We start from the raw sequence: 22633 nt of genomic DNA, 5'->3' as shown, positions 1-22633 counted from the left end.
TTTTGTACCGTTCTAAGGGCTAAACTTAAAAATTTATGGGTGGATTGTTATGGGGAACTGGGTGGATATTTCAAAAGATACCAATACAGGTATTGAAACAATCCGTGCCCATTTTACTGGTCATGCTTATGATCCCCACTGGCACTCGAGCTATTTAATTGGTGTAACTGAATCCGGCATTCAACAATTTCACTGTCGTAAAAAGCAAATCAATAGTCATGCGGGACAAGTCTTTATGCTTGAACCAGAAGAAATCCATGATGGACATGCTCCTGCGTCTGATGGCTTTACCTACCAAATGCTCTACCTACATCCAGACTGGTTGAAACAACGTATCCAAGGTTTATTTCATAATAGCCCTGATCACTACGAGTTAGTGATTGATGCACCATTAAAGTCAGATGAACAGCTCGCTATTATTACTTCTCAAGCATTCCAGCATCTGCATTACAAAGAAATGAATATTGTCAAAGATAATAGTCTAGACCTACTTATTCATCATATCGCACAAGGGAAATGGTTAAAAAAAGCTCACCAATCATCTTCTACTCACACACCTCGAATCGCACACCAAATCCGAGATATTTTGCATGATCATCTATTTGAAGATATAGGGCTTGAAGACATCGCTCGCATGATAGGCTTAGACAGATACCATATTCACCGCATTTTTAAAGCAACTTTTCACTTAGCCCCTCATCAATATCTCATTCAACTCAGACTTACACGAGCGCGTGATTTACTCGCCAGAAGCATATCTCCCGCACAAGTTGCTTCAGATTTATGCTTTGCTGACCAAAGTCATTTAAGTCGCTGGTTTAAGCGCTGCTATGGTTTAACACCTGCTGCCTATAGAAAAATCTGCACAAATCTTCAAGATTAAAAATTTTAATTATTTCATCTTATCTCTCCCTATTAATTCAAGTAGACAAGATGGAAAACCTCACTGCATTTTCATTATTTGCTATTGTTGCCTCAATTACTCCCGGTCCAACTAATTTTATAATTTTAAATTTAAGTAGCCGTTATAAAATTTCTAAAACGTTTCCTGTCATTTTAGGTTCTTGCATCGGGGCTGCCCTACTTGTGCTCATCGTTGGCATTGGGCTGGGTTCAACCCTTCTGGCTTACCCAATTATTCAAAAAATAATGACACTCATTGGTTTAATCTGGCTCACCTCGCTGGCTTGGAAATTATATAACTACAATCCTATTATTCATTTCGAACAAGACAAAGAAAAAGGTCCGATTGGTTTCATTACTGGCTTTTTTATGCAAGCAATTAATCCTAAAACATGGATGATGGCTTTTGCAGTGATTAGTGTCTACACAAAACAAGGGCAAGATATCTGGATAAATGTCTCAATTTTATCCTTCATTTTTTTAGTTATAGCCATACCTTGCCTTTACATGTGGGCCTTAGCGGGTAGGCTAAGCAATCGATTATTTTCACAAACAAAGCATATAAACATTTTTAATAAAATGATGGCGCTAACACTACTCATCTCTGTATGGTTGCCAGTCCTATCTACTTTTTAATGTATAAATTAGGTCATATAAATTTTTATTATTAATTTTCTATATTAAAAACTACTTATTCTTATAATTTCATAAAATAACTTTTTAATGAATACTCATTTAATGACCTAATATTTTTTATTTTGAGAAACATGCTCCCTAAAACACATGTTACTTTTTGTTATTTATGTAAAAATCAACCTAAAAGCAAAACCAAATAAGCCATTGTTAAATATAAATTTATATTAAATATTATTCTGTAAATTTTGTATATTTTTTAAACAAATGTAGGTAATTTCTCACAATCATGTAAGTCAAAACTTACAACACAACTAATTGTTTTTCCTATAATTAATTTCAGTACATATAAGCACTCTTTACTATTAAATAGAAAGCTGAATATTAATGAAGAGATCTGGAGAAACGGTAACGTTATCTTTATTAATATAAAAACTCTTAATAATAGAAAAAGAATCTCAAAAAATTAATATGTACTATCTTTCCTCTGGAAACAGAGGAAAGATCTTTTTTTAATCATCAGATAGGGTATAGAAAATGTTTATTGCAAAAAATATATTTGTATATTTACTATCAATGTTAGCTTTATGCTTACTGATTATTTTCTTTAACTACCTTGGAATGAATGAGACGACTAACCTGCTGCTCTCTTCAGCAATTTTTGGAATATTTATTACTTGGTATTATAAAGGTAGCGGACTATGTCTCGCGTTATTTAGTTTTTTTTACTGGGCAATGTTTGTAATTAGTCAAAGTTTAGAAGTGATATGGATGCTCGCAAGTTCAGTGATTGTCTACCTAGTGATGACTAAAATGATTCCTAAATTCAAGGCCATCCATATCGGTGTTATAGCTAAAAAGGGTTCACCCCACGCTTAACCATACCTACTTTCTTAACTGTATTAATTTTGGTTTGTTCAGCACTTAATAATTCATTTAAGAAAATTTTTAAATTTTGCTCATCAAGACGAATGGGATTAAAACTAGTTTCTCCCATCTTTAAAAAGAAAGATTCAATATTTGTATTACGCTGTACATATTTCATTGACCAACGCTGAAAAGAGTTCTCCTCGATGGAATATGTACACAACCATTTAATATTGTAGTGCCTTTGATCATTTTGAATTTTTTCAAATAATCGTTCAACTACCTCCCGTTCACCTTCCAAGCATTGAAAGAAAGCATTATCTGCATAATAGAGCACACCACAAATTTGATTCAAATCATTGAAATCTCGTGCTTCTGTCAAAATATCACGTAAATCTTGCAATAAATCTTCATTTTTTTCGTTTCGTTGACTGGCATAACACAAGCGAACGTTCATTAGCAATTCCGTGAAATATAAAATTTCTTTATTTAAAGATTTTTTAATCTACCATATCTCTATTACTAATAATTTATATTTCACACATATTCTAAAGTTTAGGTTAAAAATACGTTCGATTATTAACTATAAGAGCTTAATAACTAATAATTTATATTAACAAGAAAATAAAAAGCCCTCTTGTAGAGGGCTTTTATAGCTTCTAAAAGAACAACGAAATTTCTTTTAAAAGACTAAAATAAAAAAAGCACTAAATAGTGCTTTTTTTCTTACTGAAATATTATTGTGGAATAATATTTACAGCATTTGGGCCTTTTTGACCTTGAGTAACAGTAAACGTTACACGTTGACCTTCGTGCAAAGTTTTGAAACCTGAACCAGAGATCTCTTTGAAGTGTGCAAACACATCTGGACCATTGTCTTGTTGAATGAAACCGAAACCTTTAGTTTCGTTAAACCATTTTACTGTACCGCTTACTGTATTAGACATGATATATCCTACTGATTTCTAATATTTTAGTATCATTTAATAATGACACTAACATAACTTTGAAAAAAGAATAACAAATTGAGTTAAGATCTTAAAAAACGAAGGATTATGACTAAAACTACGATACTTTAAAGAAGATTTACTAACAAGACTTTTTTCTAGTTAAGAGCATGATACATGAAATAAATTTCTATTCAAGCTTTTTATGAGAAAAATTTTATAAATTCTAATAAAAAACCAAAAAACAATAACTTAATAGCGCAACTAAAAACTTAGTATATTCCCTACTTAACCAACAACTTACAACCGATTGGATCAGTTGTTGAAGAATAGAAAGATCAGCACTTAAGACGCATGAGATGACTGAATAAAAAATATAAAAAAGACTTTAAATAATTTGAACTTTAGAAATTCAGGCAATAAAAAAACTCCTAAACAGGAGCTTCATTTTTAAATCATTGGCAGAGGATCAAGGACTCGAACCTTGACGAACGGTTTTGGAGACCGTCATGCTACCATTACACCAATCCTCTATATTTATGATTAAACAACTAATGATTTAATCATAAAAAAAGCAAGAACATCGTCTTGCTTCTTTTAATGGTGGGGGCGAAGAGACTCGAACTCTTACACCTTGCGGCGCTGGAACCTAAATCCAGTGCGTCTACCAATTTCGCCACGCCCCCATCTGGGACATTTATTCAAAATAAATGTGGCAGAGGATCAAGGACTCGAACCTTGACGAACGGTTTTGGAGACCGTCATGCTACCATTACACCAATCCTCTTCCAAAACATAGATGACTTAACATCTACATTAACTTTAAGTTTTAACTTAAAGTGGTGGGGGCGAAGAGACTCGAACTCTTACACCTTGCGGCGCTGGAACCTAAATCCAGTGCGTCTACCAATTTCGCCACGCCCCCGATGGCTGTGTATATTAGCGATAAGATCTAACAGTGACAAGTGTTTTTTTTCTAAAAAAAACTGACCGTGTAAATTGTATACAGATACTAGATCAATGATTTTTATAAGTTTGAATGTGCTTTTAAACAATTCATCGCTTCAAACACGTTTGCAAACCTATTTTTTTGTTGTTTTTGCAATAAACCCGAAAGTAATGGATAAAAAATCATAAGTTGTGTCGGTAATTGAATGGTTAAATTTTGGCAATGCAATACTGCCCACTTATAGTAACTCCCTGCTTCTAAGCGAGTTTGGGTTAACCATTCATATAGAACGATACCAAATGCGTATAAATCGCTTTGTATATCCTTAGAAGCGCCTCTAAACAGCTCTGGAGCCATATATCGTGGTGTAGCATCCATTCTTAAATCTGAGCTTGATATAAGTCGGGCTTTCTCAAAATCAATCAAATAAGCATTTTGCTCAAACTTTCGAAAATGTTCTTTCTTAATATCTCCATGAATCCAGCCAAATCTATGGAGTTCTGCGAGCTTATCTAGTGCGGACCAAATCTTATGATATACATCAGTTAAATCTGCTTCATGAGACAATGAACCAAACCACAAATCAGTATTGGGTAAAATTAAAACTTTACCTAAAGAATGGTTTAATTGAGGAATGGCACTAACTTCGATTAAGTTATGAGGTAAAAGCCACGCAGGTTTCTTACGAGTAATTTCTTCGTAAAACAATTGTTCATGGATGAAATCTTGCTCACTTTGAACATTTGTTTCAGGTAAATGATATTTTAACCAATAGTCTTTGTTATCTATACTGCATGTCCATAGATACCGCCCTAAAGCGGCACTCGCAGGTTTTGTCACACTTTTTAAGTTTTGTATATGCGAAGCAAAATCATGCTTCAGCATAGTAAGACTCTGGCTGTTGTTGCTTTTCTTCAAAACGCAAAACTTCTAAACAATGTTGAATCGTCTTGCCAATACGAGCATGGGTTTCAATCGAAGAAATTTTTGGCCAAGTCGCACGTTCCCCTTCTCGCTGTAAGCGTTTAAACAAATGTGGACGTGGGTTTTGCAAAGTATAGGTATAGTGACTCAAGCCATATTTAGCAATGATGTTCACATCACCATAATAACGCTGCCCCATTACTCCATAGCCGTGATCGAGTAATCGTCTAATCGGAGAAATAGAACCGAGTCTTTGACGTGTAAAGTCCATAAGTCCCATGGATAACACTTTACCTTGACGTCTTAAAATCCGTTCAGGCCAACTTAAAACGTCTTTACGAAAGCGGTCTGCATCATTTTGCATAAATGGAACAATATGTGGGTTCACCTGACTGGCGATGGTGTAATTTAAATTATAAAGTCGGGCCATTCTTTCTTGCGGAAAATCATTTCTTACACTGCCATCTACCCACTTTGTGTTTGCCATGTAAGGCGTGTGTTCACCGTCATAACGTTTGCTGGTTAAACGCACGGGTGGAAATAACACAGGTACAGCACATGAAGCCAACACAGCACTCCACACTAAAACATTAGGCGTCATAATCGCATTCATGATGCGCGGGTTTTCTGTTGCATCATATGGCGCAACTGCCACATTAATGTTTAAACCAGATTTTTTGAAAGCCTCTTCAAACGTGAGATCACCCAGATTTTCAACAAGGAACTTTTTCAAATAGTGCACATCGGCAATTCCACCATTTCCTTTAATGAGTTCACGAAGTTTCCTAAAATGAAAAGCATCACTAAAGAATTGTTCTCCATTTAATAAATTTTGAACATCTTCACTGGCAGAAGTTCCGAGCATGCCCGTCATAATTGCTCCTGCACTTGAGCCAGACAACACTTTAGGCATTAAATCTTGTTCAATTAAAGCTTTACAGACTCCAGTGTGAAAAAGACCTAAAGTTGCTCCACCTGAGAACATAAGGGCTGGTTGTCCATAAGCTTTTTCACAATTTTCAAAAAACTCAATTTTTTCTTTTCTTTGGAAAGTAATACATTCACTTGAAGCAATATAGGCCAAGCTTTGGCTAACTTCTTCAATATAATCTTCAATTAACTTTTTTGTTCCCACATGCGTTGCAGCAAACAACATAGGGTGACCAATATTTGCAATATCGTAAGTTAGACCTTCTTTGAGTAAATAAATAAGATCGAGCGTTCGATGTTGCTGGCGATATCTTTTCAGTAAAGTGTATCTATAAGAAATGAGTTCTGCATCGAAGTAAGGCGAACTATTATCAAATTTCCACTCTTGCACCCCTGTTTCTTCATCTAGTTTTAATGCAAAAGACTTCCACTCTTCATAAGATTCAGCCATGTCTAACTGACGTTGTAATTTTTTGATACGGTAGGCCTGATGCGGATTCATATCACTGCGTATTTTTTCAAACATATTTCGTCCTCATCTTCACAGATGATTTTACTGAATAGACATAACAACACTATGCGCGGTCTGAAGATTTCAATCAATTGCAAAACCGATAAACTGTATAGACAATAACTTTTTTGTCAGCCTGTTAATTTCGGTGTTAGTATCCTAGTAAATTACTGTTTAACATGATTGACTTACCATGGCTACCATTGATTTACCAGATAATTTAGTTCAAACATTATCACTTGTATTAAATCAGTTACAGCAGGTCTTACCTGAACCTAAACAAGAAACAGATTTTAATGCACCTGCTTTTAGATGGGAAAATCAGCAACTTAAAGCCATCTATACACCCAAAAATATTTATCTGGATGACCTAAAAGGCATTGAACGTCAGAAAGAGAAAATCATTCAAAATACTTTGCAGTTTTTAAATGGTCTACCCGCAAATGATGTGCTTTTAACTGGCTCGCGTGGTACAGGAAAGTCATCTATTGTGCGTGCTTTATTGACTGAGTATGCCCCGCAAGGATTGCGTTTAATTGAAATTGAGCGTGATGACTTAGCAGATTTACCTAAAGTTCAGAAACTCATTCAAAACCGACCTGAAAAATACATCGTGTATTGTGATGACTTAGCGTTTAATGCTGAAGATGAAAATTACCGTAGTTTAAAAAGTGTATTGGATGGTTCATTACAGTCTGGTTCAAGTAATTTTATTATTTATGCAACCAGTAACCGCCGTCATTTGTTACCAGAATTCATGCATGAGAATACGCCTGTAACCAAGGTCGATGTACCACAATATACTGAGTTACACCCACAAGAAGCGATTGAAGAAAAGATCTCTTTGTCAGATCGTTTTGGTTTGTGGTTATCTTTTTACCCAATGGACCAGAATTTATATTTAGAAATTGTGGAGCATTACATTCATAAAGCAAACATGGTTTTTAACGATGAAGTTCGCGCTGAAAGTTTGCGTTGGTGTCAAATGCGTGGTCAACGTTCAGGACGTGCTGCATATCAGTTTTCTAAGCACTGGATTGGTTTAAATGGCTTAAAAGAGTTGTCTAACAATTAAACAAAATGTCCCGCAAAGCCTTAGCTTTGGCCTGAAAACCGCTTAGTTTTGATAGTTGTTTTTCATAACCTAAAACAAAGATAGTCCTATCCTCATTTAGGTTTATATATGAAAAAACAATTGCCCAAAATTTCTATAGGCAGCAAACTTTTAGGTCAAAGCTTATTGCTCGCGCAAAGTGTTATAGACAAAGCAGAAAAATATTCAACTCTTCCTTTTTCTCAGCCTCACATTATTCAACCCCGAGTTGATGAAAAATATTATAGCTGGACTCATTACGGTATCTTTTTCCCACTTTTGCCAGAGCCACATCGCTATTTAAATATTATGATTTTATTAGGCACACCTGGTGCTCTTGCATTTGATCATGATGACATAATTCATGAAGACCCAAGAAAAACAGCGACTTTCTTTTCAAGTACAGCCGCGGTAGAGAAAGCTTTGCTTAAGGCTTATATCATTCCTAAAGATACAAAAATTAATAAAGATGGGAGCTTAATCGAACTAGGTCAAGAAATTTCAATTCAAGGAAAATTCCCAAAAATTCATATTAATGGACACTACGAGGGTCTTGATTTCGACTTTGATATTGATGTTACCTCACATGTTTCATGGTTTATAAAAACACCGATTTATGATCATTTTAGCTTGTTGGCAAAGTTTAAAGGTTTCTTAAGCTATCAAGCAGAACGTATTGAAAGTGAGGGACTCTGTACTTATGAATATGCTCGAGCAGTTGGGGCTCATTCCATCGCAAATAAACTTATTCCTGAAGCCTATAAACTGCCGCTTGATTTTTTTACTTATCAAATTATCAATTTAAATGAGACCACTCAACTTCTTCTTACCAAAGCAGATATTGCAGGTCAGACAGCAGCTTATACTTTGCATATTAGATCTCTTGATCGACCTGCAGAAGTTTATACAGATGTCAGTTTTGATATTATTTCTCACCAAGTTGATGATTACATCTCACCGACTGGACAAAAGATGCGACTTCCTAAATTCTTTTCGTGGATTGCTCGAAATGAAGCTAAACAAATTATTTTAAATATTCAGGCAGAAATTGACTGCCCACTCCGCTATGGTCATGGGCGAGGTTATGCAAGTAGTTATATATTTACCGGTAATTATTTCGGCAATGAAGTTCAAGGCCGTGGCTATATCGAATACATTGATGTCGAAAACCAACAGACCTTTGAAGATGAATAGTTTTACTCAGGAATAGACAACTCAGTCATTGGCCAACGTGGTGTTGTGGTTACAGCCAAACCATCATGTTGGCCTGCTTTTAAGCGTTGATAGCCTGCAAAAGCAATCATTGCCCCATTATCAGTACAAAGAGCAGGTTCTGCGTAATAAACTTGTGCCTTAATTTTAGCTAATGAAGTTTCCAACTGTTCACGTAACCGTAAATTTGCGCTTACTCCACCTGCAATAACTAGACGCTTAAGCCCAGTTTGCTTTAAGGCTTTTACTGATTTTTTCACCAAGGTATCTACAATTGCTTCTTGGAATGAAGCAGCAATGTCAGCATCTCTGTTTTCACCATTCAATTTTTTCAATTGCACAGAAACGGCTGTTTTCAAACCACTAAAAGAAAAATCTAGACCTTGGTGAAGCATTGGTCGCGGAAATTCAAACGCTAATGGATTACCACTTAAAGCCAGTTTCGCAATATTAGGACCGCCCGGGTATGGTAAACTCATCATTTTTGCAACTTTATCAAAGGCTTCCCCAGCTGCATCATCAATAGATTCACCTAAAAGCTCATATTGACCAATACCGTGAGCTGCCATTAATTGTGTATGCCCACCTGAAACTAATAAAGCAACAAATGGAAATTCAGGCGGTTGACTTGAGAGTAAAGGCGCCAACATATGCCCTTCCATATGGTGAACACCAATGGCAGGTTTATTTAAAGAAAAAGCTAAAGTTCTTCCAAATAAAGCCCCTGTCATTAAGGCTCCCATTAAGCCAGGACCACGTGTATAAGCAACAGCATCAATCTCTTGTTTTGTTACACCACTTTGCTCAAGCAATTGATTCATTAAAGGAATTAATTTTCGAACATGGTCTCGAGAAGCAAGTTCAGGTACTACTCCACCATATTCGGCATGAAGTTTAATTTGGCTATAAAGAACCTGTCCCCGCAAGCCGAGTTCGCTATCATAAAGTGCCAACCCTGTTTCATCACAAGAAGTTTCCAAGCCTAAAACAATCATCAAAACTGCCTTTTATATGAGTCAAAATATTGCAATCGCTATTATAGACTTGTGATATGAGTTGTAAATGAGTAAAATACTGACCTTCACTTGTGATCCGGCACAATAGTGTGCTTGATCTTATCCATAATCTAGAGGATTTTACATGCCACAAGTTAAGTTGAAAGAAGGCGAACCAGTTGACGTAGCTATCCGTCGTTTCAAACGTTCATGCGAAAAAGCTGGTGTTTTAGCTGACGTTCGTAAACGTGAATTCTACGAAAAACCAACTCAAGAACGTAAGCGCAAAAAAGCTGCTGCAGTTAAACGCTACCAAAAGAAATTGGCTCGCGAATCTGTACGTACTACTCGCCTTTACTAATTAATTTGTGATTGACTGCTGAATTATGACTACTTTAAAAAACCAAATTACTGATGCATTAAAAACTTCTATGCGTGCCAAAGATATGGCAACAGTGACGGTTTTGCGTAGTCTACAAGCAGCAATTAAGCAAATCGAAGTCGATGAGCGCATAGAGCTTGGCGACGCTCAGGTTCTTGCGGTCATTGAAAAGCAAATTAAACAACGTAAAGAATCGATCAAAGCCTTTGAAGGTGCTGGTCGTGATGATTTAGCTAGTAAAGAACAAGCCGAAGCTGAGATTTTATCTCAGTTTCTACCAGAAGCTATGACTGAGGAAGAGCTTGATTCTCTCATTGAGCAAACGATTTCTGCTCAAGAAGCAACTAGCATGAAAGATATGGGTAAGGTGATGAATTCTCTACGTCCGATCATAGCCGGGCGTGCCGATCCTTCTGTAGTTTCAGCAAAAATTAAAGCTAAATTAGCTTAATCTCTTCTCTTAAATTTTATATTCCCTCAAACCAAAGCTTCTTTTAGTTTGGGCGTGTTTATATATTTAAATTTTTTGAAAGATATATTTCAAATTTTCATTCTTCGCTCATCTTGCATTTGTTTCAATCTACTGTCTATTCTAGCCGACATTGCTTGATTGTCTTTTGCTAATCGCTGAGCATGCAACATCGATTTAATCGCATTCTCTTCACTCCCCGACCAATATTCAGCTTCTGCTCGATAGCGTAAAACATTGACTGCTCTCAATGGTCCTGTCTTGTCCAAATTAGCAGCCTGCTGCAAAAATTGCCAACCTTGGATATCTCTTGGGTTTTTATTGATAAACCGTTGAATAAGAGTTTGAACCTGTGAAAATTTTCCTTGCCGCAGCAACACTTCAGCCAACTTATAACTAAAAGCCCTATTTTCAGGCATAGTCATTTGTGTAGAAGCAATTGAAGTATAGGCTTGATCTAACTTGTTTTGCCCCAGATAAATATCGGTCTGCAAGAGTGTAACAAGAGGTTTTCCACTAGATTTGACTTGATCTAAAGTAGACTGCGCCTGTGCATAATCACCTTGTTTTACATAAAAAGCTGCCAAAGCAATAAGACCCGCAATATTTTTTTGTGAGGCTAAACTCTGTAGTTGGTTTTCGGTAGCCTGATTTGAAACTACCATTGTGTACCATTTTAAAATTTCAAAATCAGCATCATATATGCGATTTTTGACTTTAGGCATCTGGTTCGCACGAAGTCGGGCCTCACTCATGCGCTCAGTCGTTAATGGATGGGTCAGCCAGAAATCTGGTAAAAAACTTACCCGACTAGTCGCACGATGCATTGTTTCAAAATAGTCTGCCATACTTTGCGGGTTATAACCCGCTGCATACATATATTGCATGCCAATACGGTCAGCTTCACGCTCCTGATTTCGACTGTATGTTAACTGGCTATCCATTAATGCAGCCTGCGTTCCCAACATCACTGCTGCTCCTGCATCTCCGCCACCCTGTGCAGCTATGGCCACACCTGCTAAAAGCCCAGCTAAACTTAATAACGTTTGTCCCTTAAAGGCTTCCTCTGAACGACTAAAATGTCTTTGTGATACGTGTGCAATTTCATGCGCCATCACCCCAGCAATTTCATCAATATTGCGAGCTGAAGCAATAAGTCCTGTATTAAGCGCAAATAGACCGCCCGGCACGGCAAACGCATTGATTTGTGGATCTTTAATAACAACTAAACCAATAGGCTGACCCAGTTGAGTCTCACTCAAAATACTTGAAAATACTTGAAAAAATTGATCTTCGAGCCAGATATCTTGGATAACGGGCATTTGTTTATGAACTTCACGGAAAACTTTTTCACCAATAAATTTTTCTTTTTGTTGATCAAGCAAACCTATTCCACTTCCGATATTTGGAATTTCCACCTGATTCGCAGATGGCTGTGGGTCGAAAGACTGTGCATACGAAGCATTTGCTATAAAAGTCGCACTTAAAATAACTGGCAAAAATCTCAAAAGTTTTTCTCTATTAAAATTAAACCATAAAAAAAGCCTATTGATGTAAACCACAAAAATTGGTTTTCAATCAACAGACTTTTACTATATCACTCGAAATCGACTAGTTTTGCAATGAAGTGTTATTAATCACTTATATAAAGTTTTGGTTTACCAGATATCTAGGTGTTTTATCCTCTAAAGCTTCAACCAAATTTTTATAGGCCAGATTTGCCATTTTTTTACGGGTTTCAGCAGTAGCCGACCCCACATGAGGCAAAGTCACTACATTCGGCAATTTAAAAAGTCCCGAATCTTGTAAAGGCTCTTTTTCATACACATCTAAGCCAGCAGCAAAGATCTGATTTTGCTGTAAAGCTTCAATTAAAGCTTGCTCATCAACCACTGAACCACGGGCAATATTAATAAAAATAGCATGCTTTTGCATAAGCTCAAACTGAGCTTTGCCCATTAAGGCTTTCGATTCATTATTTAAATCAACTGCAGTGACTACAAAATCAGACTGCTGTAGCAATTGATCCAGACCAAGATATTCTGCATTTAATGGTTCAGCCAATTCAGGCTTTTCACGACGATTATGGTAAACAATATTCATGTTAAATCCATAAAAACCACGACGTGCAATTGCAGCACCAATATTACCAAGTCCAATAATACCTAATGTCTTTCCAAAAACATCTAAACCGAACTGCTGAGGCCCTACCGTTCTTTTCCATTCACCTTGTTTAGTCCAATGATCCAGAAAAGGTACTTTTCTAGCAGCACTTAGTAATAATGTAAAAGCAAGATCAGCTGTTGTTTCAGTTAAAACATGGGGTGTATTTGCTAACCAGATTTTTCTTTGGTTTAAATAAGCCACATCATAATTGTCATAGCCCACTGTTACAGATGAAATAATTTTTAGTTTTTGGGCAGGTGCAAGGTTATTTTCATTCAGTACTCGCCCCGCACCAATCATCCCATCAGCATCTACAACGTGTTGTCGTATTTGTTCATTAATATCACCCAATTTTGGGTTAAGAACTACAACATGATAATCCTGTTGTAATCGAGACAAAATTTCTTCATCAATTTGGCTAAAAACTACAACTTTTTTCATGTAAATCCCTACTACTCGTTGTTATCTTGCATTAATTTCCACAACCTTTTTTTAAGGAGTGGTTTCTCCAGCATTTCTTTTAAACTTGCCAAATGGATAATATTGGCATGCTGAATATAAGAACATTCACCAAGACATAAGATCTTTTTATCTGCTGCAACAGCATCCAAGAAGCCTTGTATATATGAACCAGCTCCCCGCTGATCTTGATACGCAGCTAAAGGAAAAGGCCATTTTAGTTCAGCATACTGCCCTATTTTCGCTTTTTGTATGTTATTCCAAAGCTGTTTTTCTTCTTCACTTAAATTTGTAACATCTAAAAAAATAACACATTTTTCAAGAGAAAAAGCCTGCAACTCAAATGATGCAATTTTAATGACAGGTGCTTGCACTTGATTATGAGGTTCTATAACGGGTTGAGCCTGTATTGAAACAGGCGCCACAATTTCAGGTTCAACTTTTGGAATATCGTTAATTTGTGGCTTTTTAGGCTGCTCAAGAACTATGGGTTCTACAGAGGGTAATATGATCGGTTCTGGTTCTTCTACAACATGATCTCGCCAAAGGCTTTGAGCATTATTTTTTTGGCACACCTGTGTCTTAGGAATCCATACATCAATCCCTAAAGTCGCCAATATATTTCTTTGCTGCCCAATCATGTTTAAATCAATACCTCTGCTTAAGCTACATTCTAACGGGCTTGAGTTTTTTTTTCAGTGTTTTATTTCGTTCAGCTGTTTTTATAATCGTAGATGTCTTTTAAATAATCATCACACTATTTCTTTTTTGCATTTGCTCAACAATTTCTTCTGTCTCAAAGCCAAATCGCCAATAAAGTAATTCAAGTACATCTAGTTCGTCTTGTGTGATAATACGATCACTCCACAAGCACATTTCTGCAATCGCAAGAATACTAAGACGGTCACGCAATAATAAACCTGCAATGTCATTTAAAATTTCAGCCAAATCTAAAGGCTCGTCTGAAATCTCATCATAGACATACATTTCATCTGGATTAAGTAGCGAACGCAAAATACGTTCACGTACTTCTAACTGATTTGGACTATTAATTTGCTGGACATGAAGCAAGGCATCAATTAAACGAACAATTTGAGGTTTTACTTCTTCAAATGCTGTTGGCAAATGTAACGGCATTAAATTCAACTCATATTTAACCCGCTCCAGCAAAAGCGCATCTAGCAAACCAATCTCACCATCTTCTTGAATAATAAGCGCTAGTTTTGTTAGAAATTGTCGCGCAATACTTGCCGGCATATGCCCAATGTTTTTACAAGCATCATGAAATATCTGAATATGAATACGCCCATCAAGATTTAATAAAGCATCAATAATGGCATGGCTAACTGGTGCATCTTTAGGGATGAATTCTCGATATTGGCGAATCATCAAAATAGCGACCATTACCTCGCGGGAACCCGTAGCAGTTTGTAGTGCACGCTGAATGAGCTCAGGACGCTTTTTATTGCGACGCACATCACTACTAAGAGGCTTAATGGCATCATTTAATGCAAAACTAATGGGTGATAATCTTAATAAAGGCAAAGGCTGTGGAGATGACCATGGAACATAAATTTCTTTTTCAGATTCTTCTAAAAAATGAAATAAACTAAATAACGGACGATTGCGAAGCTTTTTTAAATTTTCTAATTGTAAATCTTGTAGCAAAGTCGGATTTAACTCGTAAATACGTTCACGAATACTTGGGTGAATATTCATCCAACTTTGCGGACTCAGTGAGTTAGCAAAACACATATGCGCGATTGATTCAGAATAGGCACTATGAATTTGTGAGCCAGAATGGTGAACATAAATACGCAACAAAGTCTGCGTATTAGCACTATTTTTTAATAATCGTACCGTTTTTTGGTCATTACGAAATGTGCGTCCACTCAAAGTTAAATATTTAATAAATCGGGTAATTAATACGCCTAGGCTTCCAGCTAGCCAAATAACACCACCCACTGCAACAAAGACTGTTTCAAATTTATGTTTATAACCTGGACTGTAGCGCTTAAAACCTTGTTTCGCTAATTTACTACCCCACTGACTAAATGTCGTTAATCCACTATATAAAATCTTTAATTTAGTATTCTCAACAGCCTCACCTGATAAAATTTGATTAAACTCATGACCTAACAAACCATATAATTCAAGTTTATCCAGATTTTGCAAAGCTCCCCATGTCAAAATGATCACAATATCTTTAGGGTGAAAACCTGCCGTAAGTGCATTTACGCCTACTTCATCAGGTAAAACATATAAGGTTGGAACTTTAAGTGAAAAATTTTGCGCCAAATATTCAGTAATTTTTAATGCTTCAAGCTCTTCAGGTGTACTTTCTTCTTTTACTAAACGACGCGCTTTCAGTTGTTTTGCTAAAGAATGTCCACCTTTACGCAAGATATAAAGTTCAGTAACTACCGACCAAACCATAATAAAAAGTAATAGCGCGACGAAATAAGGACTTAAGGTATGCCACCAAATGGGCTGACTATAATCAAAAAAATGGACGAGTAAACCTAAAATTAAATTTAAGATAAAAATAGTAAGCAGCACAGCAACCAAACACATAGTGATGGACCATGCCATATTCTTATTTTCGATTAGATAGTGGCTTACTTCTTTCAATGTAAATATTCCCAATTACATTGTTAGTTTTCATCATAAAAGAAAAAAGCGGGAAACACCCGCTTTTTTCAGCTATTTCTATTCTTCTTTAATGCCTGTTAAATCTACAGAAGCAGCGTCAACATTCACATCAATGTAGCCATCTTTTTTCTTTTTAGCAGAATCATTACGCTTCTGCTCCAAATTATTTAGATAAGCACCATCAATATCGCCTGTTACATAAACGCCATCAAACACCGAGCAATCAAACTCAGTTAGATCAGGTACTTTGCTAGTACGTACAGCATTTTTCAAGTCTTCCAATTCTTGGAAAACTAAACGATCAGCACCAATAATTTCCTGGATCTCTTCTACACTGCGTTCTGAAGCAATAAGCTCAGCTTTAGCAGGCATATCAATACCATAAACGTTTGGATACATCACTTTTGGTGCTGCTGACGCAAAGTATACTTTTTTTGCACCAGAATCACGTGCCATCTGGATAATTTCGTTACAGGTTGTACCACGTACAATTGAGTCATCAACCAGTAAAACATTCTTACCTTTAAACTCAAGTTCTACAGGGTTTAATTTCTGGCGTACTGATTTTTTTCGTTGTTGCTGACCTGGCATAATGAAGGTACGACCGATATAACGGTTTTTCATAAAACCTTCACGGAACTTCACACCTAGAATATTTGCAAGTTCTAATGCTGAAGTACGGCTCGTATCCGGAATTGGAATAACCACATCAATATCGTGGTCCTCACCCCAGTCACGTAAAATTTTATGGGCAAGTTTTTCACCCATTTTTAAACGAGCTTTATAAACTGAAATTCCGTCAATAATGGCATCAGGACGTGCAAAATAAACATATTCAAAAATACATGGACGGTATTTTGGATTAGCTGCACATTGTCTTGAGAATAATTCACCATCTGAATTGATGAAAATTGCTTCACCTGGTTCAATATCACGCTCAATTTTAAAACCAAGTGCTGTAATAGCAACTGATTCAGAAGCGATGATGTATTCCATCTCGCCTTTTTCAGTCATACGTGAACCATAAATCAATGGGCGAATACCGTTTGGATCGCGGAAACCAACCAAACCATGACCAGTAATCATTGCCACTACGCCATATGCACCTAGACAGCGCTCGTGTACACGAGAAACTGTGTGAAAGATATCATCTGGTGTAGGATTTAAAGTACCGTTCTTTTGCAACTCATGCGCGAATACGTTCAAAAGAACTTCTGAGTCAGAGTCCGTATTCATATGACGTAAATCTGTTTTAAACAGGTCATCATGAATATCTTCGGCATTGGTTAAGTTACCATTATGTGCAAGTGTAATACCGTAAGGTGAGTTCACATAAAATGGTTGTGCTTCAGCACTGCTAGCAGAACCAGCAGTTGGGTAACGTACATGGCCAATACCATAATTACCAAGTAATGCTCTCATATGACGAGTATGAAAAACATCACGCACCATACCGTTATCCTTACGAAGGAAAAGACGGCCTTCATGGCAGGTTACTATTCCAGCTGCATCTTGCCCACGATGTTGCAACATCGTTAAAGCATCAAACAACATTTGGTTCACTGGCGATTTACCGGCTATACCAACAACTCCACACATAGCAACCTCGCAGACAAGCTAGGAATTAATAAAAAGGATTCTTTGTCGAATGGTCGGATCGGTTTTCTAAATCTTCCGATTCGTCCATTGGTTTTGAAGGGGTGCTTGATGCACTACCTCCAGATGTTATTTGATGAAATGCCTCACTTGCAGCATCTTTAGACAATTCAGTCGCTAAAGGTGCATAAGGCAGTAAAAATTGTATAAGTACGGACTGTTTCCAGCTTGGTGAACTCTCAACCCAAGGCCCAACGCCTTGCATTGTAATCAACACAACCAACAAGCCCTTTAAGGAACCAAAAGCACCACCTGCTAAACGATTTAATGGCCCCAATTTCAGACTTTTCAAGAGGCCATTTAAAAATGCAGTGACGATCCATGTTAAAACAATGATCATCAGTGCTATAAATGCAAAAGCTGCAATTTTTTGAACAACCGGATCATGACTCAAACCAGACATGGATGGCGCAAGAAGGACAGCATATTTTGCACCCATAATTAATGCAATGATCCATCCTACCAAGTTCGCAAAGGCTTTGATAAATCCTTGTCGCAAACCGTTTAGCCCCCCAATGAGCAAAAGTATCAGAATAATGATATCAATTGTGTTCATATTCACTTAAGTCATGGCTGCAACACATTGTTTTACTAATATAGGACCGGTGTAAATCAATCCGCTATAGATTTGTACTAATGTTGCTCCAGCTTGCTGTTTGACTGCTGCTTGTTCACCCGACAAAATTCCACCCACGCCAATCAACGGGATTTGCCCTTTTAACGTTTGGGCAAACAAACGTAAGCATTCGGTACTTTTTTCAAAAACAGGCGCACCTGATAATCCGCCCGATTCATTACCATTAGGAAGGTTTTCTACACCGTCTCTAGATAAAGTCGTATTGGTAACGATTAAACCATCAATCTTAAATTGCAATAATTGTGCTGCAATAAACTCAACATCTTCAGCTGTTAAATCAGGTGCAACTTTTAAAACCAAAGGAACATAATGGTTATATTGCTCGGCAAGCTCAAGTTGCCTTTCTTTTAATGTTTGCAATAATTCAGTTAATGCATCGCCACTTTGTAAACTTCTTAAGTTTTTAGTATTTGGAGATGAAATATTAACAGTAATATAAGAGGCGTAGTTATAAACTTTCTCAAGGCAAATTAGGTAATCATCTACAGCCTTTTCTACAGGCGTATCTGCATTCTTACCAATATTAATGCCTAGAATTCCTTTAAATTTTGAAGCTTTGACATTCTCAACAAGCTTATCAACACCATCATTATTAAAACCCATGCGGTTAATAATGGCTTTAGCTTCAGGAATACGGAACAATCGTGGCTGTGGATTACCCGACTGAGGACGCGGTGTAATTGTTCCAATTTCAATAAAACCGAAACCCAGTCCAGCTAAAGAATCAATATGTGCACCATTCTTATCAAGTCCAGCCGCCAAACCTACCGGATTTGGAAATTCAATTCCCATACAGGTTGTTGGTTTTGACTCTACGCTTTGGCGTAGCAGGCCGAACTTATGTGCTTTATCAAGCATAGATAATGTTAATTCATGGGCACGCTCTGGTGCTAAACTAAACAACATCGGGCGAGCAAGTGAATATAACATACCAATCACAATCTACTGATTTTAGGTAGGCATATTATAGGCACAGGCAGCACAAAACACCATGCTTAAGAACACCATATTTTAATATGTTATTGAACCGTCGCTGTTAATTTAATCTGTCCGTCACTTGAAACCATTTCCATTTTTTGAATACTTAAGCCCATTTGTGCAAGTTGGGTTAAAAAGTTCGCTAAAATTGCATAATTCTGATGAGTAACAATAATTTGTAACTGCTCACCATTTTGTTGAGAAGTGACCGTTAAGCCTTGTTGCTGAGCTACACGTTGTATTTTTTCTGATTGACCCAACTCAAGTTCATTTGCGGGTTTCATGGTAACCGCATTGCTCTGCATCCATACCATCAAATCTTTTAAATCATTTAATCGTTGCTGTTGCTGCTCTGCCAAAGAATGCATTTTCCAAAGTGAAGCTCCTACAATAGCCACGACGACAAAGATTGTAGTAAAGACCACCATAATACGTTCACGTACAGTTAAGCGATCCAAATATTGAACGATCTGTTCAACCCACTGATCAAAGCGGTTTTGCAATTGAGTTATCATTTTCATTATTGTATTTTCACCACCCCGATTGCCCCACCACCATCGGCTTGAACATTACCGAGCTCTGCTTTGAATCCCTGCTGGTTAAGTTGCTGAGTTAAAGCTTGCAAATCATCTGCCGACTTTGCTTTTAATGCCATTGTTAATATTGACGCATCATAATTTAACTGCTGAGCTAAAATTTGTCTTTGCATTAAAATAGGCCCAACACGACTCAATAAAGAAAGTGCTTGTGTATCACCTTGCTTACTCATGCGTAAATGACTTTCAAATTGGCTTTTTATGTTCTGCTCATTCACACGACTAGAAGAACCAAACCAATATTTATATTGCTCAATCGTCTGCTCAGCGGTTTGATTAGCCACACTTTTTAACTTTACCCAGCGCAACAGGTCATAGCTAAACTGAACCACTATAATTGCTAAAATAACAGCAGCACATGCTTTCCAATAACCCGAAACAGTTTGCTCTTGCCCTTTAGCTTTAGGTAAAACATTAAAAGGATGCTGTTTAGGTTTATCTAAAGCCTGAAATTGATAAATAAATTCTGAACGCTGCTCAGCACTTGATGCTGCCATCAAGCTTTCTAATTGCTCTGATGTCAAACCACTATATTGATAATGTGTTTCAACCGGCTGGAACTCTAAAAACAATCCCAGATCATCTAGAGAATTACCAACCCATTTACTTTCACGTACAAGTAATTTCTGATCAATATTGCATAAGACTACTTGCTGATCTTGAGGTTCTGGTAAAATTAAAAAGTCTGGCAATAAAGCAACGAGTTTAATAGGCAGCAAAGCCATTGCATGTTGCCATGTTTCTACTGTTGTTTTTGCCACTCCCAATACGGTCAATTGATCAGCATGAAAATGGTGAACCACTTTCATATGATCAATCGGCAAAGTCACAAATTCTTCAAGCAAATATTTAACACCGTCTGCCCCGAGTTGCTTGTAATGAGACTTTGCCATGTGCTGCTGGAGTACCTGAGCATGGCGACTAGGGAAAAAGATGACAGCTTCTTTTCCTTGATGTAGTTGCAGATCTTGTATTAATTGATCAAGACTTACTGCCTGCAACCAGTTTTCTCCGTTAGACCAATGCCATATTCCATTGGTTTCAGGCATCCATAAATACAGCATAATGGGCTAAATGACCTTTTTAATTATATTGTGGGTACAAAACTATTTTTTTGTGTTGATAAACCAGTAGCAATCACAGCCTGATCATAAATTCGAGCTTCGGCAAGTGCAAATGGATTAAAGTTTTCATGAGTCAGTAGTTCAGCAATATGCCCTACTACATTCATATGACACACGACTACAATTGACTCATACGGAATCTGAGACAACCACTCAACTGCTTCTTTCGCATTATCGTCCGGTTTAATTTTATCGCATAACAGCACGGGAACATCTTTAAAATAAGTTTGAATATGCGCTAATGTTTCTTGAGCACGCAACAACGGACTCACTACGAAAATATCTGGCTTAACAATATCTTTTAAAAATGTTGCTGTTTGCTCAGCTTGAGCATGCCCACGAGCAGTAAGTGGACGTTTAGTATCATTACCATTTACTGGAGGAGCAGCTTCCCCATGACGAACTAATGTCAGTTGCATAAATATTCCTTGTTAATAATTCTTGCATTATAACCGTAATTTATGACATTTCTTCTTCAGACTTCATGATGAGGTAAAACAAACTCAACATCACTACGGTGCCCATTTTTCATAAGAGATAAGGCAATATTTAATGGAGGCGCCCCCTCAAAGATAACTTCATATAAAGCGTTGGTAATTGGCATATATACATCTAGTTCTTCTGCTTTACCGCGTACCTGAACAATCGTATTAATTCCTTCAGCGGTTTGTCCCAATTCTTTACTCGCTTGGTCAAGTGTTTTACCTGAACCCAAAGCATAACCAATTTGATAATTACGGCTTAATGGACTATTACAGGTTGCAAATAAATCACCCACACCAGATAAACCCAAGAAAGTAAGTGGATTTGCACCCTGCTTTACCGCGAAACGACTCATCTCAGCCAAAGCACGCGTTAAAATCATACTCTTGGTGTTTTCACCAATTTTGTAAGCTGCACCAATTCCCATTGCAACGGCGTAAATATTTTTAAGTGCTCCACCCAGTTCAACACCATGTACATCATCACTACCAAAAACTCGGAATAACGCACTATGCAGAGCGTGCTGTACAGCATAACGAACGAGTTCAGAATCACTGGCAATAACAGTACCCGATGGCATTCCCGCCATAATCTCTTTAGCGAGGTTTGGTCCAGACAATACCCCATAAGGCACTTCTGGCAATTCTTCTCGAATAATATCGCTCATGAAGCTAAAAGTTTTAGCCTCGACACCCTTGGTTAGAGAGACAATCGCTTGTGCAGTAATAAAAGGAGCAATTTGTTTTAAGACATCACGAAATGAATGGCTAGGAATGGCCACTAAAATAATATCTCGATCACATACTGCTTGTTCAAGGTCAGACACAGCACGCAATGAGGACTCTAAAACAAAGTCTGGCAAATAACGTTTATTAATATGGGTTTTATTGATTTCTTCAGCTGTATCAGCATCACGAATCCAGATCATGGTATCGCAGCCATTACGTGCAGCTAAATTCGCCATAGCCGTACCAAAACTGCCTCCACCTAAAACAGTAATACGTAATGCTGTTTTTTTATCGACCGCAACAGGTTCCACTAAATCTGTAAACTTAAATTCAGTCATG

The 22633-nt window shown here is 37.1% G+C and carries 23 protein-coding genes and 4 tRNA genes; 7 read left to right on the top strand and 20 right to left on the bottom strand.

The window, feature by feature from the left end; all coding sequences use genetic code 11:
* Positions 1–49: 49 nt before the first annotated feature.
* From AOLE_RS06025 to AOLE_RS20255, 3 genes are all read left to right on the top strand, one after another.
* Complete coding sequence (locus AOLE_RS06025) at positions 50–883, top strand: AraC family transcriptional regulator (RefSeq protein ID WP_013197262.1); 834 nt, start codon at positions 50–52, stop codon at positions 881–883.
* A 50-nt stretch (positions 884–933) separates the two neighbouring features.
* Complete coding sequence (locus AOLE_RS06020; RefSeq protein ID WP_013197261.1) at positions 934–1539, top strand: LysE family translocator; 606 nt, start codon at positions 934–936, stop codon at positions 1537–1539.
* A 534-nt stretch (positions 1540–2073) separates the two neighbouring features.
* Positions 2074–2415, top strand: a complete 342-nt coding sequence (locus AOLE_RS20255; protein ID WP_013197260.1) for a hypothetical protein — start codon at positions 2074–2076, stop codon at positions 2413–2415.
* On the opposite strand, the gene AOLE_RS06010 is transcribed toward AOLE_RS20255, so the two are convergent.
* The 8 genes from AOLE_RS06010 to AOLE_RS05975 all read right to left on the bottom strand — a co-directional run bounded on the left by AOLE_RS06010 (position 2390) and on the right by AOLE_RS05975 (position 6679).
* Positions 2390–2860, bottom strand: coding sequence for an AnBLUF65 family BLUF photoreceptors (locus tag AOLE_RS06010; protein ID WP_013197259.1), 471 nt, complete (start codon positions 2858–2860; stop codon positions 2390–2392). The genes AOLE_RS20255 and AOLE_RS06010 overlap by 26 nt on opposite strands.
* Before the next feature lie 280 nt (positions 2861–3140).
* Positions 3141–3350, bottom strand: coding sequence for a cold-shock protein (locus tag AOLE_RS06005; protein ID WP_003650775.1), 210 nt, complete (start codon positions 3348–3350; stop codon positions 3141–3143).
* A gap of 459 nt (positions 3351–3809) precedes the next feature.
* Positions 3810–3883, bottom strand: a tRNA-Trp gene (locus tag AOLE_RS06000).
* A gap of 68 nt (positions 3884–3951) precedes the next feature.
* A tRNA-Leu gene (locus AOLE_RS05995) sits at positions 3952–4036 on the bottom strand.
* A gap of 27 nt (positions 4037–4063) precedes the next feature.
* Positions 4064–4137 (bottom strand) — tRNA-Trp (locus tag AOLE_RS05990).
* Between the two features lie 53 nt (positions 4138–4190).
* A tRNA-Leu gene (locus AOLE_RS05985) sits at positions 4191–4275 on the bottom strand.
* A 102-nt stretch (positions 4276–4377) separates the two neighbouring features.
* On the bottom strand, positions 4378–5184 hold the full coding sequence (locus AOLE_RS05980; RefSeq protein ID WP_013197258.1) for a protein kinase domain-containing protein: 807 nt from the start codon (positions 5182–5184) through the stop codon (positions 4378–4380).
* Positions 5171–6679 carry a DUF3336 domain-containing protein gene (locus AOLE_RS05975; protein ID WP_005306944.1) on the bottom strand — a complete coding sequence of 503 codons (1509 nt, stop codon included), beginning with the start codon at positions 6677–6679 and terminating at the stop codon, positions 5171–5173. The genes AOLE_RS05980 and AOLE_RS05975 overlap by 14 nt, the downstream gene beginning before the upstream one ends.
* Positions 6680–6857: 178 nt before the next feature.
* Between AOLE_RS05975 and AOLE_RS05970 the strand changes: the two genes are divergently transcribed.
* Together AOLE_RS05970 and AOLE_RS05965 are read left to right on the top strand one after the other, a co-directional pair.
* Complete coding sequence (locus tag AOLE_RS05970; protein WP_013197257.1) at positions 6858–7739, top strand: ATP-binding protein; 882 nt, start codon at positions 6858–6860, stop codon at positions 7737–7739.
* 108 nt (positions 7740–7847) lie between these two features.
* Positions 7848–8951, top strand: coding sequence for a DUF6670 family protein (locus tag AOLE_RS05965; protein ID WP_013197256.1), 1104 nt, complete (start codon positions 7848–7850; stop codon positions 8949–8951).
* A 2-nt stretch (positions 8952–8953) separates the two neighbouring features.
* Here AOLE_RS05965 and tsaD read toward each other — a convergent pair whose 3' ends face one another.
* Complete coding sequence (tsaD, locus tag AOLE_RS05960) at positions 8954–9964, bottom strand: tRNA (adenosine(37)-N6)-threonylcarbamoyltransferase complex transferase subunit TsaD (protein ID WP_005306952.1); 1011 nt, start codon at positions 9962–9964, stop codon at positions 8954–8956.
* Between the two features lie 145 nt (positions 9965–10109).
* Between tsaD and rpsU the strand changes: the two genes are divergently transcribed.
* Positions 10110–10325 (top strand): 30S ribosomal protein S21, encoded by a 216-nt coding sequence (gene rpsU / locus AOLE_RS05955; protein WP_001136722.1) that lies wholly within the window; start codon positions 10110–10112, stop codon positions 10323–10325.
* Positions 10326–10350: 25 nt separating this feature from the next.
* Positions 10351–10797, top strand: coding sequence for a GatB/YqeY domain-containing protein (locus AOLE_RS05950; protein WP_004791284.1), 447 nt, complete (start codon positions 10351–10353; stop codon positions 10795–10797).
* Positions 10798–10886: 89 nt separating this feature from the next.
* Here AOLE_RS05950 and AOLE_RS05945 read toward each other — a convergent pair whose 3' ends face one another.
* The 11 genes from AOLE_RS05945 to AOLE_RS05895 all read right to left on the bottom strand — a co-directional run bounded on the left by AOLE_RS05945 (position 10887) and on the right by AOLE_RS05895 (position 22632).
* Positions 10887–12314, bottom strand: coding sequence for a M48 family metalloprotease (locus AOLE_RS05945; protein WP_081399123.1), 1428 nt, complete (start codon positions 12312–12314; stop codon positions 10887–10889).
* Between the two features lie 142 nt (positions 12315–12456).
* Positions 12457–13422, bottom strand: coding sequence for a 2-hydroxyacid dehydrogenase (locus tag AOLE_RS05940; protein WP_013197255.1), 966 nt, complete (start codon positions 13420–13422; stop codon positions 12457–12459).
* 11 nt (positions 13423–13433) lie between these two features.
* The gene (locus AOLE_RS05935; protein WP_013197254.1) at positions 13434–14081 is read right to left on the bottom strand and encodes a hypothetical protein; all 648 of its coding nucleotides are present in this window, start codon (positions 14079–14081) and stop codon (positions 13434–13436) included.
* A gap of 100 nt (positions 14082–14181) precedes the next feature.
* Positions 14182–16071, bottom strand: a complete 1890-nt coding sequence (locus tag AOLE_RS05930; protein WP_005306963.1) for a M48 family metalloprotease — start codon at positions 16069–16071, stop codon at positions 14182–14184.
* 78 nt (positions 16072–16149) lie between these two features.
* Positions 16150–17691, bottom strand: a complete 1542-nt coding sequence (gene purF / locus AOLE_RS05925; protein WP_005306965.1) for an amidophosphoribosyltransferase — start codon at positions 17689–17691, stop codon at positions 16150–16152.
* A gap of 25 nt (positions 17692–17716) precedes the next feature.
* Positions 17717–18304 (bottom strand): CvpA family protein, encoded by a 588-nt coding sequence (locus AOLE_RS05920; RefSeq protein WP_013197252.1) that lies wholly within the window; start codon positions 18302–18304, stop codon positions 17717–17719.
* A gap of 6 nt (positions 18305–18310) precedes the next feature.
* Positions 18311–19315 carry a quinone-dependent dihydroorotate dehydrogenase gene (locus tag AOLE_RS05915; protein ID WP_004791270.1) on the bottom strand — a complete coding sequence of 335 codons (1005 nt, stop codon included), beginning with the start codon at positions 19313–19315 and terminating at the stop codon, positions 18311–18313.
* Positions 19316–19404: 89 nt separating this feature from the next.
* Positions 19405–19884: a type II secretion system protein GspM gene (gene gspM, locus AOLE_RS05910; RefSeq protein ID WP_013197251.1), complete on the bottom strand. Its 480-nt coding sequence runs from the start codon at positions 19882–19884 to the stop codon at positions 19405–19407.
* Positions 19884–21023 carry a type II secretion system protein GspL gene (gene gspL, locus AOLE_RS05905; protein WP_013197250.1) on the bottom strand — a complete coding sequence of 380 codons (1140 nt, stop codon included), beginning with the start codon at positions 21021–21023 and terminating at the stop codon, positions 19884–19886. The genes gspM and gspL overlap by 1 nt, the downstream gene beginning before the upstream one ends.
* Positions 21024–21046: 23 nt before the next feature.
* Positions 21047–21502 carry a SixA phosphatase family protein gene (locus AOLE_RS05900; protein ID WP_013197249.1) on the bottom strand — a complete coding sequence of 152 codons (456 nt, stop codon included), beginning with the start codon at positions 21500–21502 and terminating at the stop codon, positions 21047–21049.
* Positions 21503–21558: 56 nt separating this feature from the next.
* Positions 21559–22632, bottom strand: coding sequence for an NAD(P)H-dependent glycerol-3-phosphate dehydrogenase (locus tag AOLE_RS05895; protein ID WP_005306983.1), 1074 nt, complete (start codon positions 22630–22632; stop codon positions 21559–21561).
* Position 22633: the final 1 nt, after the last annotated feature.

The organism is Acinetobacter oleivorans DR1 (genome assembly GCF_000196795.1).
Taxonomy (GTDB): Bacteria; Pseudomonadota; Gammaproteobacteria; order Pseudomonadales; family Moraxellaceae; genus Acinetobacter; species Acinetobacter oleivorans.
The sequence above is the reverse complement of the archived record's forward strand: the minus strand, read 5'-3'. Positions and strand labels throughout refer to the sequence as shown.

Excerpts from the sequence above, each read along its gene's own strand:
- AOLE_RS05920 (WP_013197252.1), bottom strand. The coding sequence starts at position 18,304 with ATGAACACAATTGATATCATTATTCTGATACTTTTGCTCATTGGGGGG.
- purF (WP_005306965.1), bottom strand. The coding sequence starts at position 17,691 with ATGTGTGGAGTTGTTGGTATAGCCGGTAAATCGCCAGTGAACCAAATG.
- AOLE_RS05975 (WP_005306944.1), bottom strand. The coding sequence starts at position 6,679 with ATGTTTGAAAAAATACGCAGTGATATGAATCCGCATCAGGCCTACCGT.
- AOLE_RS06025 (WP_013197262.1), top strand. The coding sequence starts at position 50 with ATGGGGAACTGGGTGGATATTTCAAAAGATACCAATACAGGTATTGAA.
- AOLE_RS06020 (WP_013197261.1), top strand. The coding sequence starts at position 934 with ATGGAAAACCTCACTGCATTTTCATTATTTGCTATTGTTGCCTCAATT.
- tsaD (WP_005306952.1), bottom strand. The coding sequence starts at position 9,964 with ATGATTGTTTTAGGCTTGGAAACTTCTTGTGATGAAACAGGGTTGGCA.
- AOLE_RS05970 (WP_013197257.1), top strand. The coding sequence starts at position 6,858 with ATGGCTACCATTGATTTACCAGATAATTTAGTTCAAACATTATCACTT.
- AOLE_RS05935 (WP_013197254.1), bottom strand. The coding sequence starts at position 14,081 with ATGATTGGGCAGCAAAGAAATATATTGGCGACTTTAGGGATTGATGTA.
- AOLE_RS05965 (WP_013197256.1), top strand. The coding sequence starts at position 7,848 with ATGAAAAAACAATTGCCCAAAATTTCTATAGGCAGCAAACTTTTAGGT.
- AOLE_RS05940 (WP_013197255.1), bottom strand. The coding sequence starts at position 13,422 with ATGAAAAAAGTTGTAGTTTTTAGCCAAATTGATGAAGAAATTTTGTCT.
- gspM (WP_013197251.1), bottom strand. The coding sequence starts at position 19,884 with ATGAAAATGATAACTCAATTGCAAAACCGCTTTGATCAGTGGGTTGAA.
- AOLE_RS06005 (WP_003650775.1), bottom strand. The coding sequence starts at position 3,350 with ATGTCTAATACAGTAAGCGGTACAGTAAAATGGTTTAACGAAACTAAA.
- AOLE_RS06010 (WP_013197259.1), bottom strand. The coding sequence starts at position 2,860 with ATGAACGTTCGCTTGTGTTATGCCAGTCAACGAAACGAAAAAAATGAA.
- AOLE_RS05980 (WP_013197258.1), bottom strand. The coding sequence starts at position 5,184 with ATGCTGAAGCATGATTTTGCTTCGCATATACAAAACTTAAAAAGTGTG.
- AOLE_RS05950 (WP_004791284.1), top strand. The coding sequence starts at position 10,351 with ATGACTACTTTAAAAAACCAAATTACTGATGCATTAAAAACTTCTATG.
- AOLE_RS05895 (WP_005306983.1), bottom strand. The coding sequence starts at position 22,632 with ATGACTGAATTTAAGTTTACAGATTTAGTGGAACCTGTTGCGGTCGAT.
- gspL (WP_013197250.1), bottom strand. The coding sequence starts at position 21,023 with ATGCTGTATTTATGGATGCCTGAAACCAATGGAATATGGCATTGGTCT.
- rpsU (WP_001136722.1), top strand. The coding sequence starts at position 10,110 with ATGCCACAAGTTAAGTTGAAAGAAGGCGAACCAGTTGACGTAGCTATC.
- AOLE_RS05900 (WP_013197249.1), bottom strand. The coding sequence starts at position 21,502 with ATGCAACTGACATTAGTTCGTCATGGGGAAGCTGCTCCTCCAGTAAAT.
- AOLE_RS05915 (WP_004791270.1), bottom strand. The coding sequence starts at position 19,315 with ATGTTATATTCACTTGCTCGCCCGATGTTGTTTAGTTTAGCACCAGAG.
- AOLE_RS20255 (WP_013197260.1), top strand. The coding sequence starts at position 2,074 with ATGTTTATTGCAAAAAATATATTTGTATATTTACTATCAATGTTAGCT.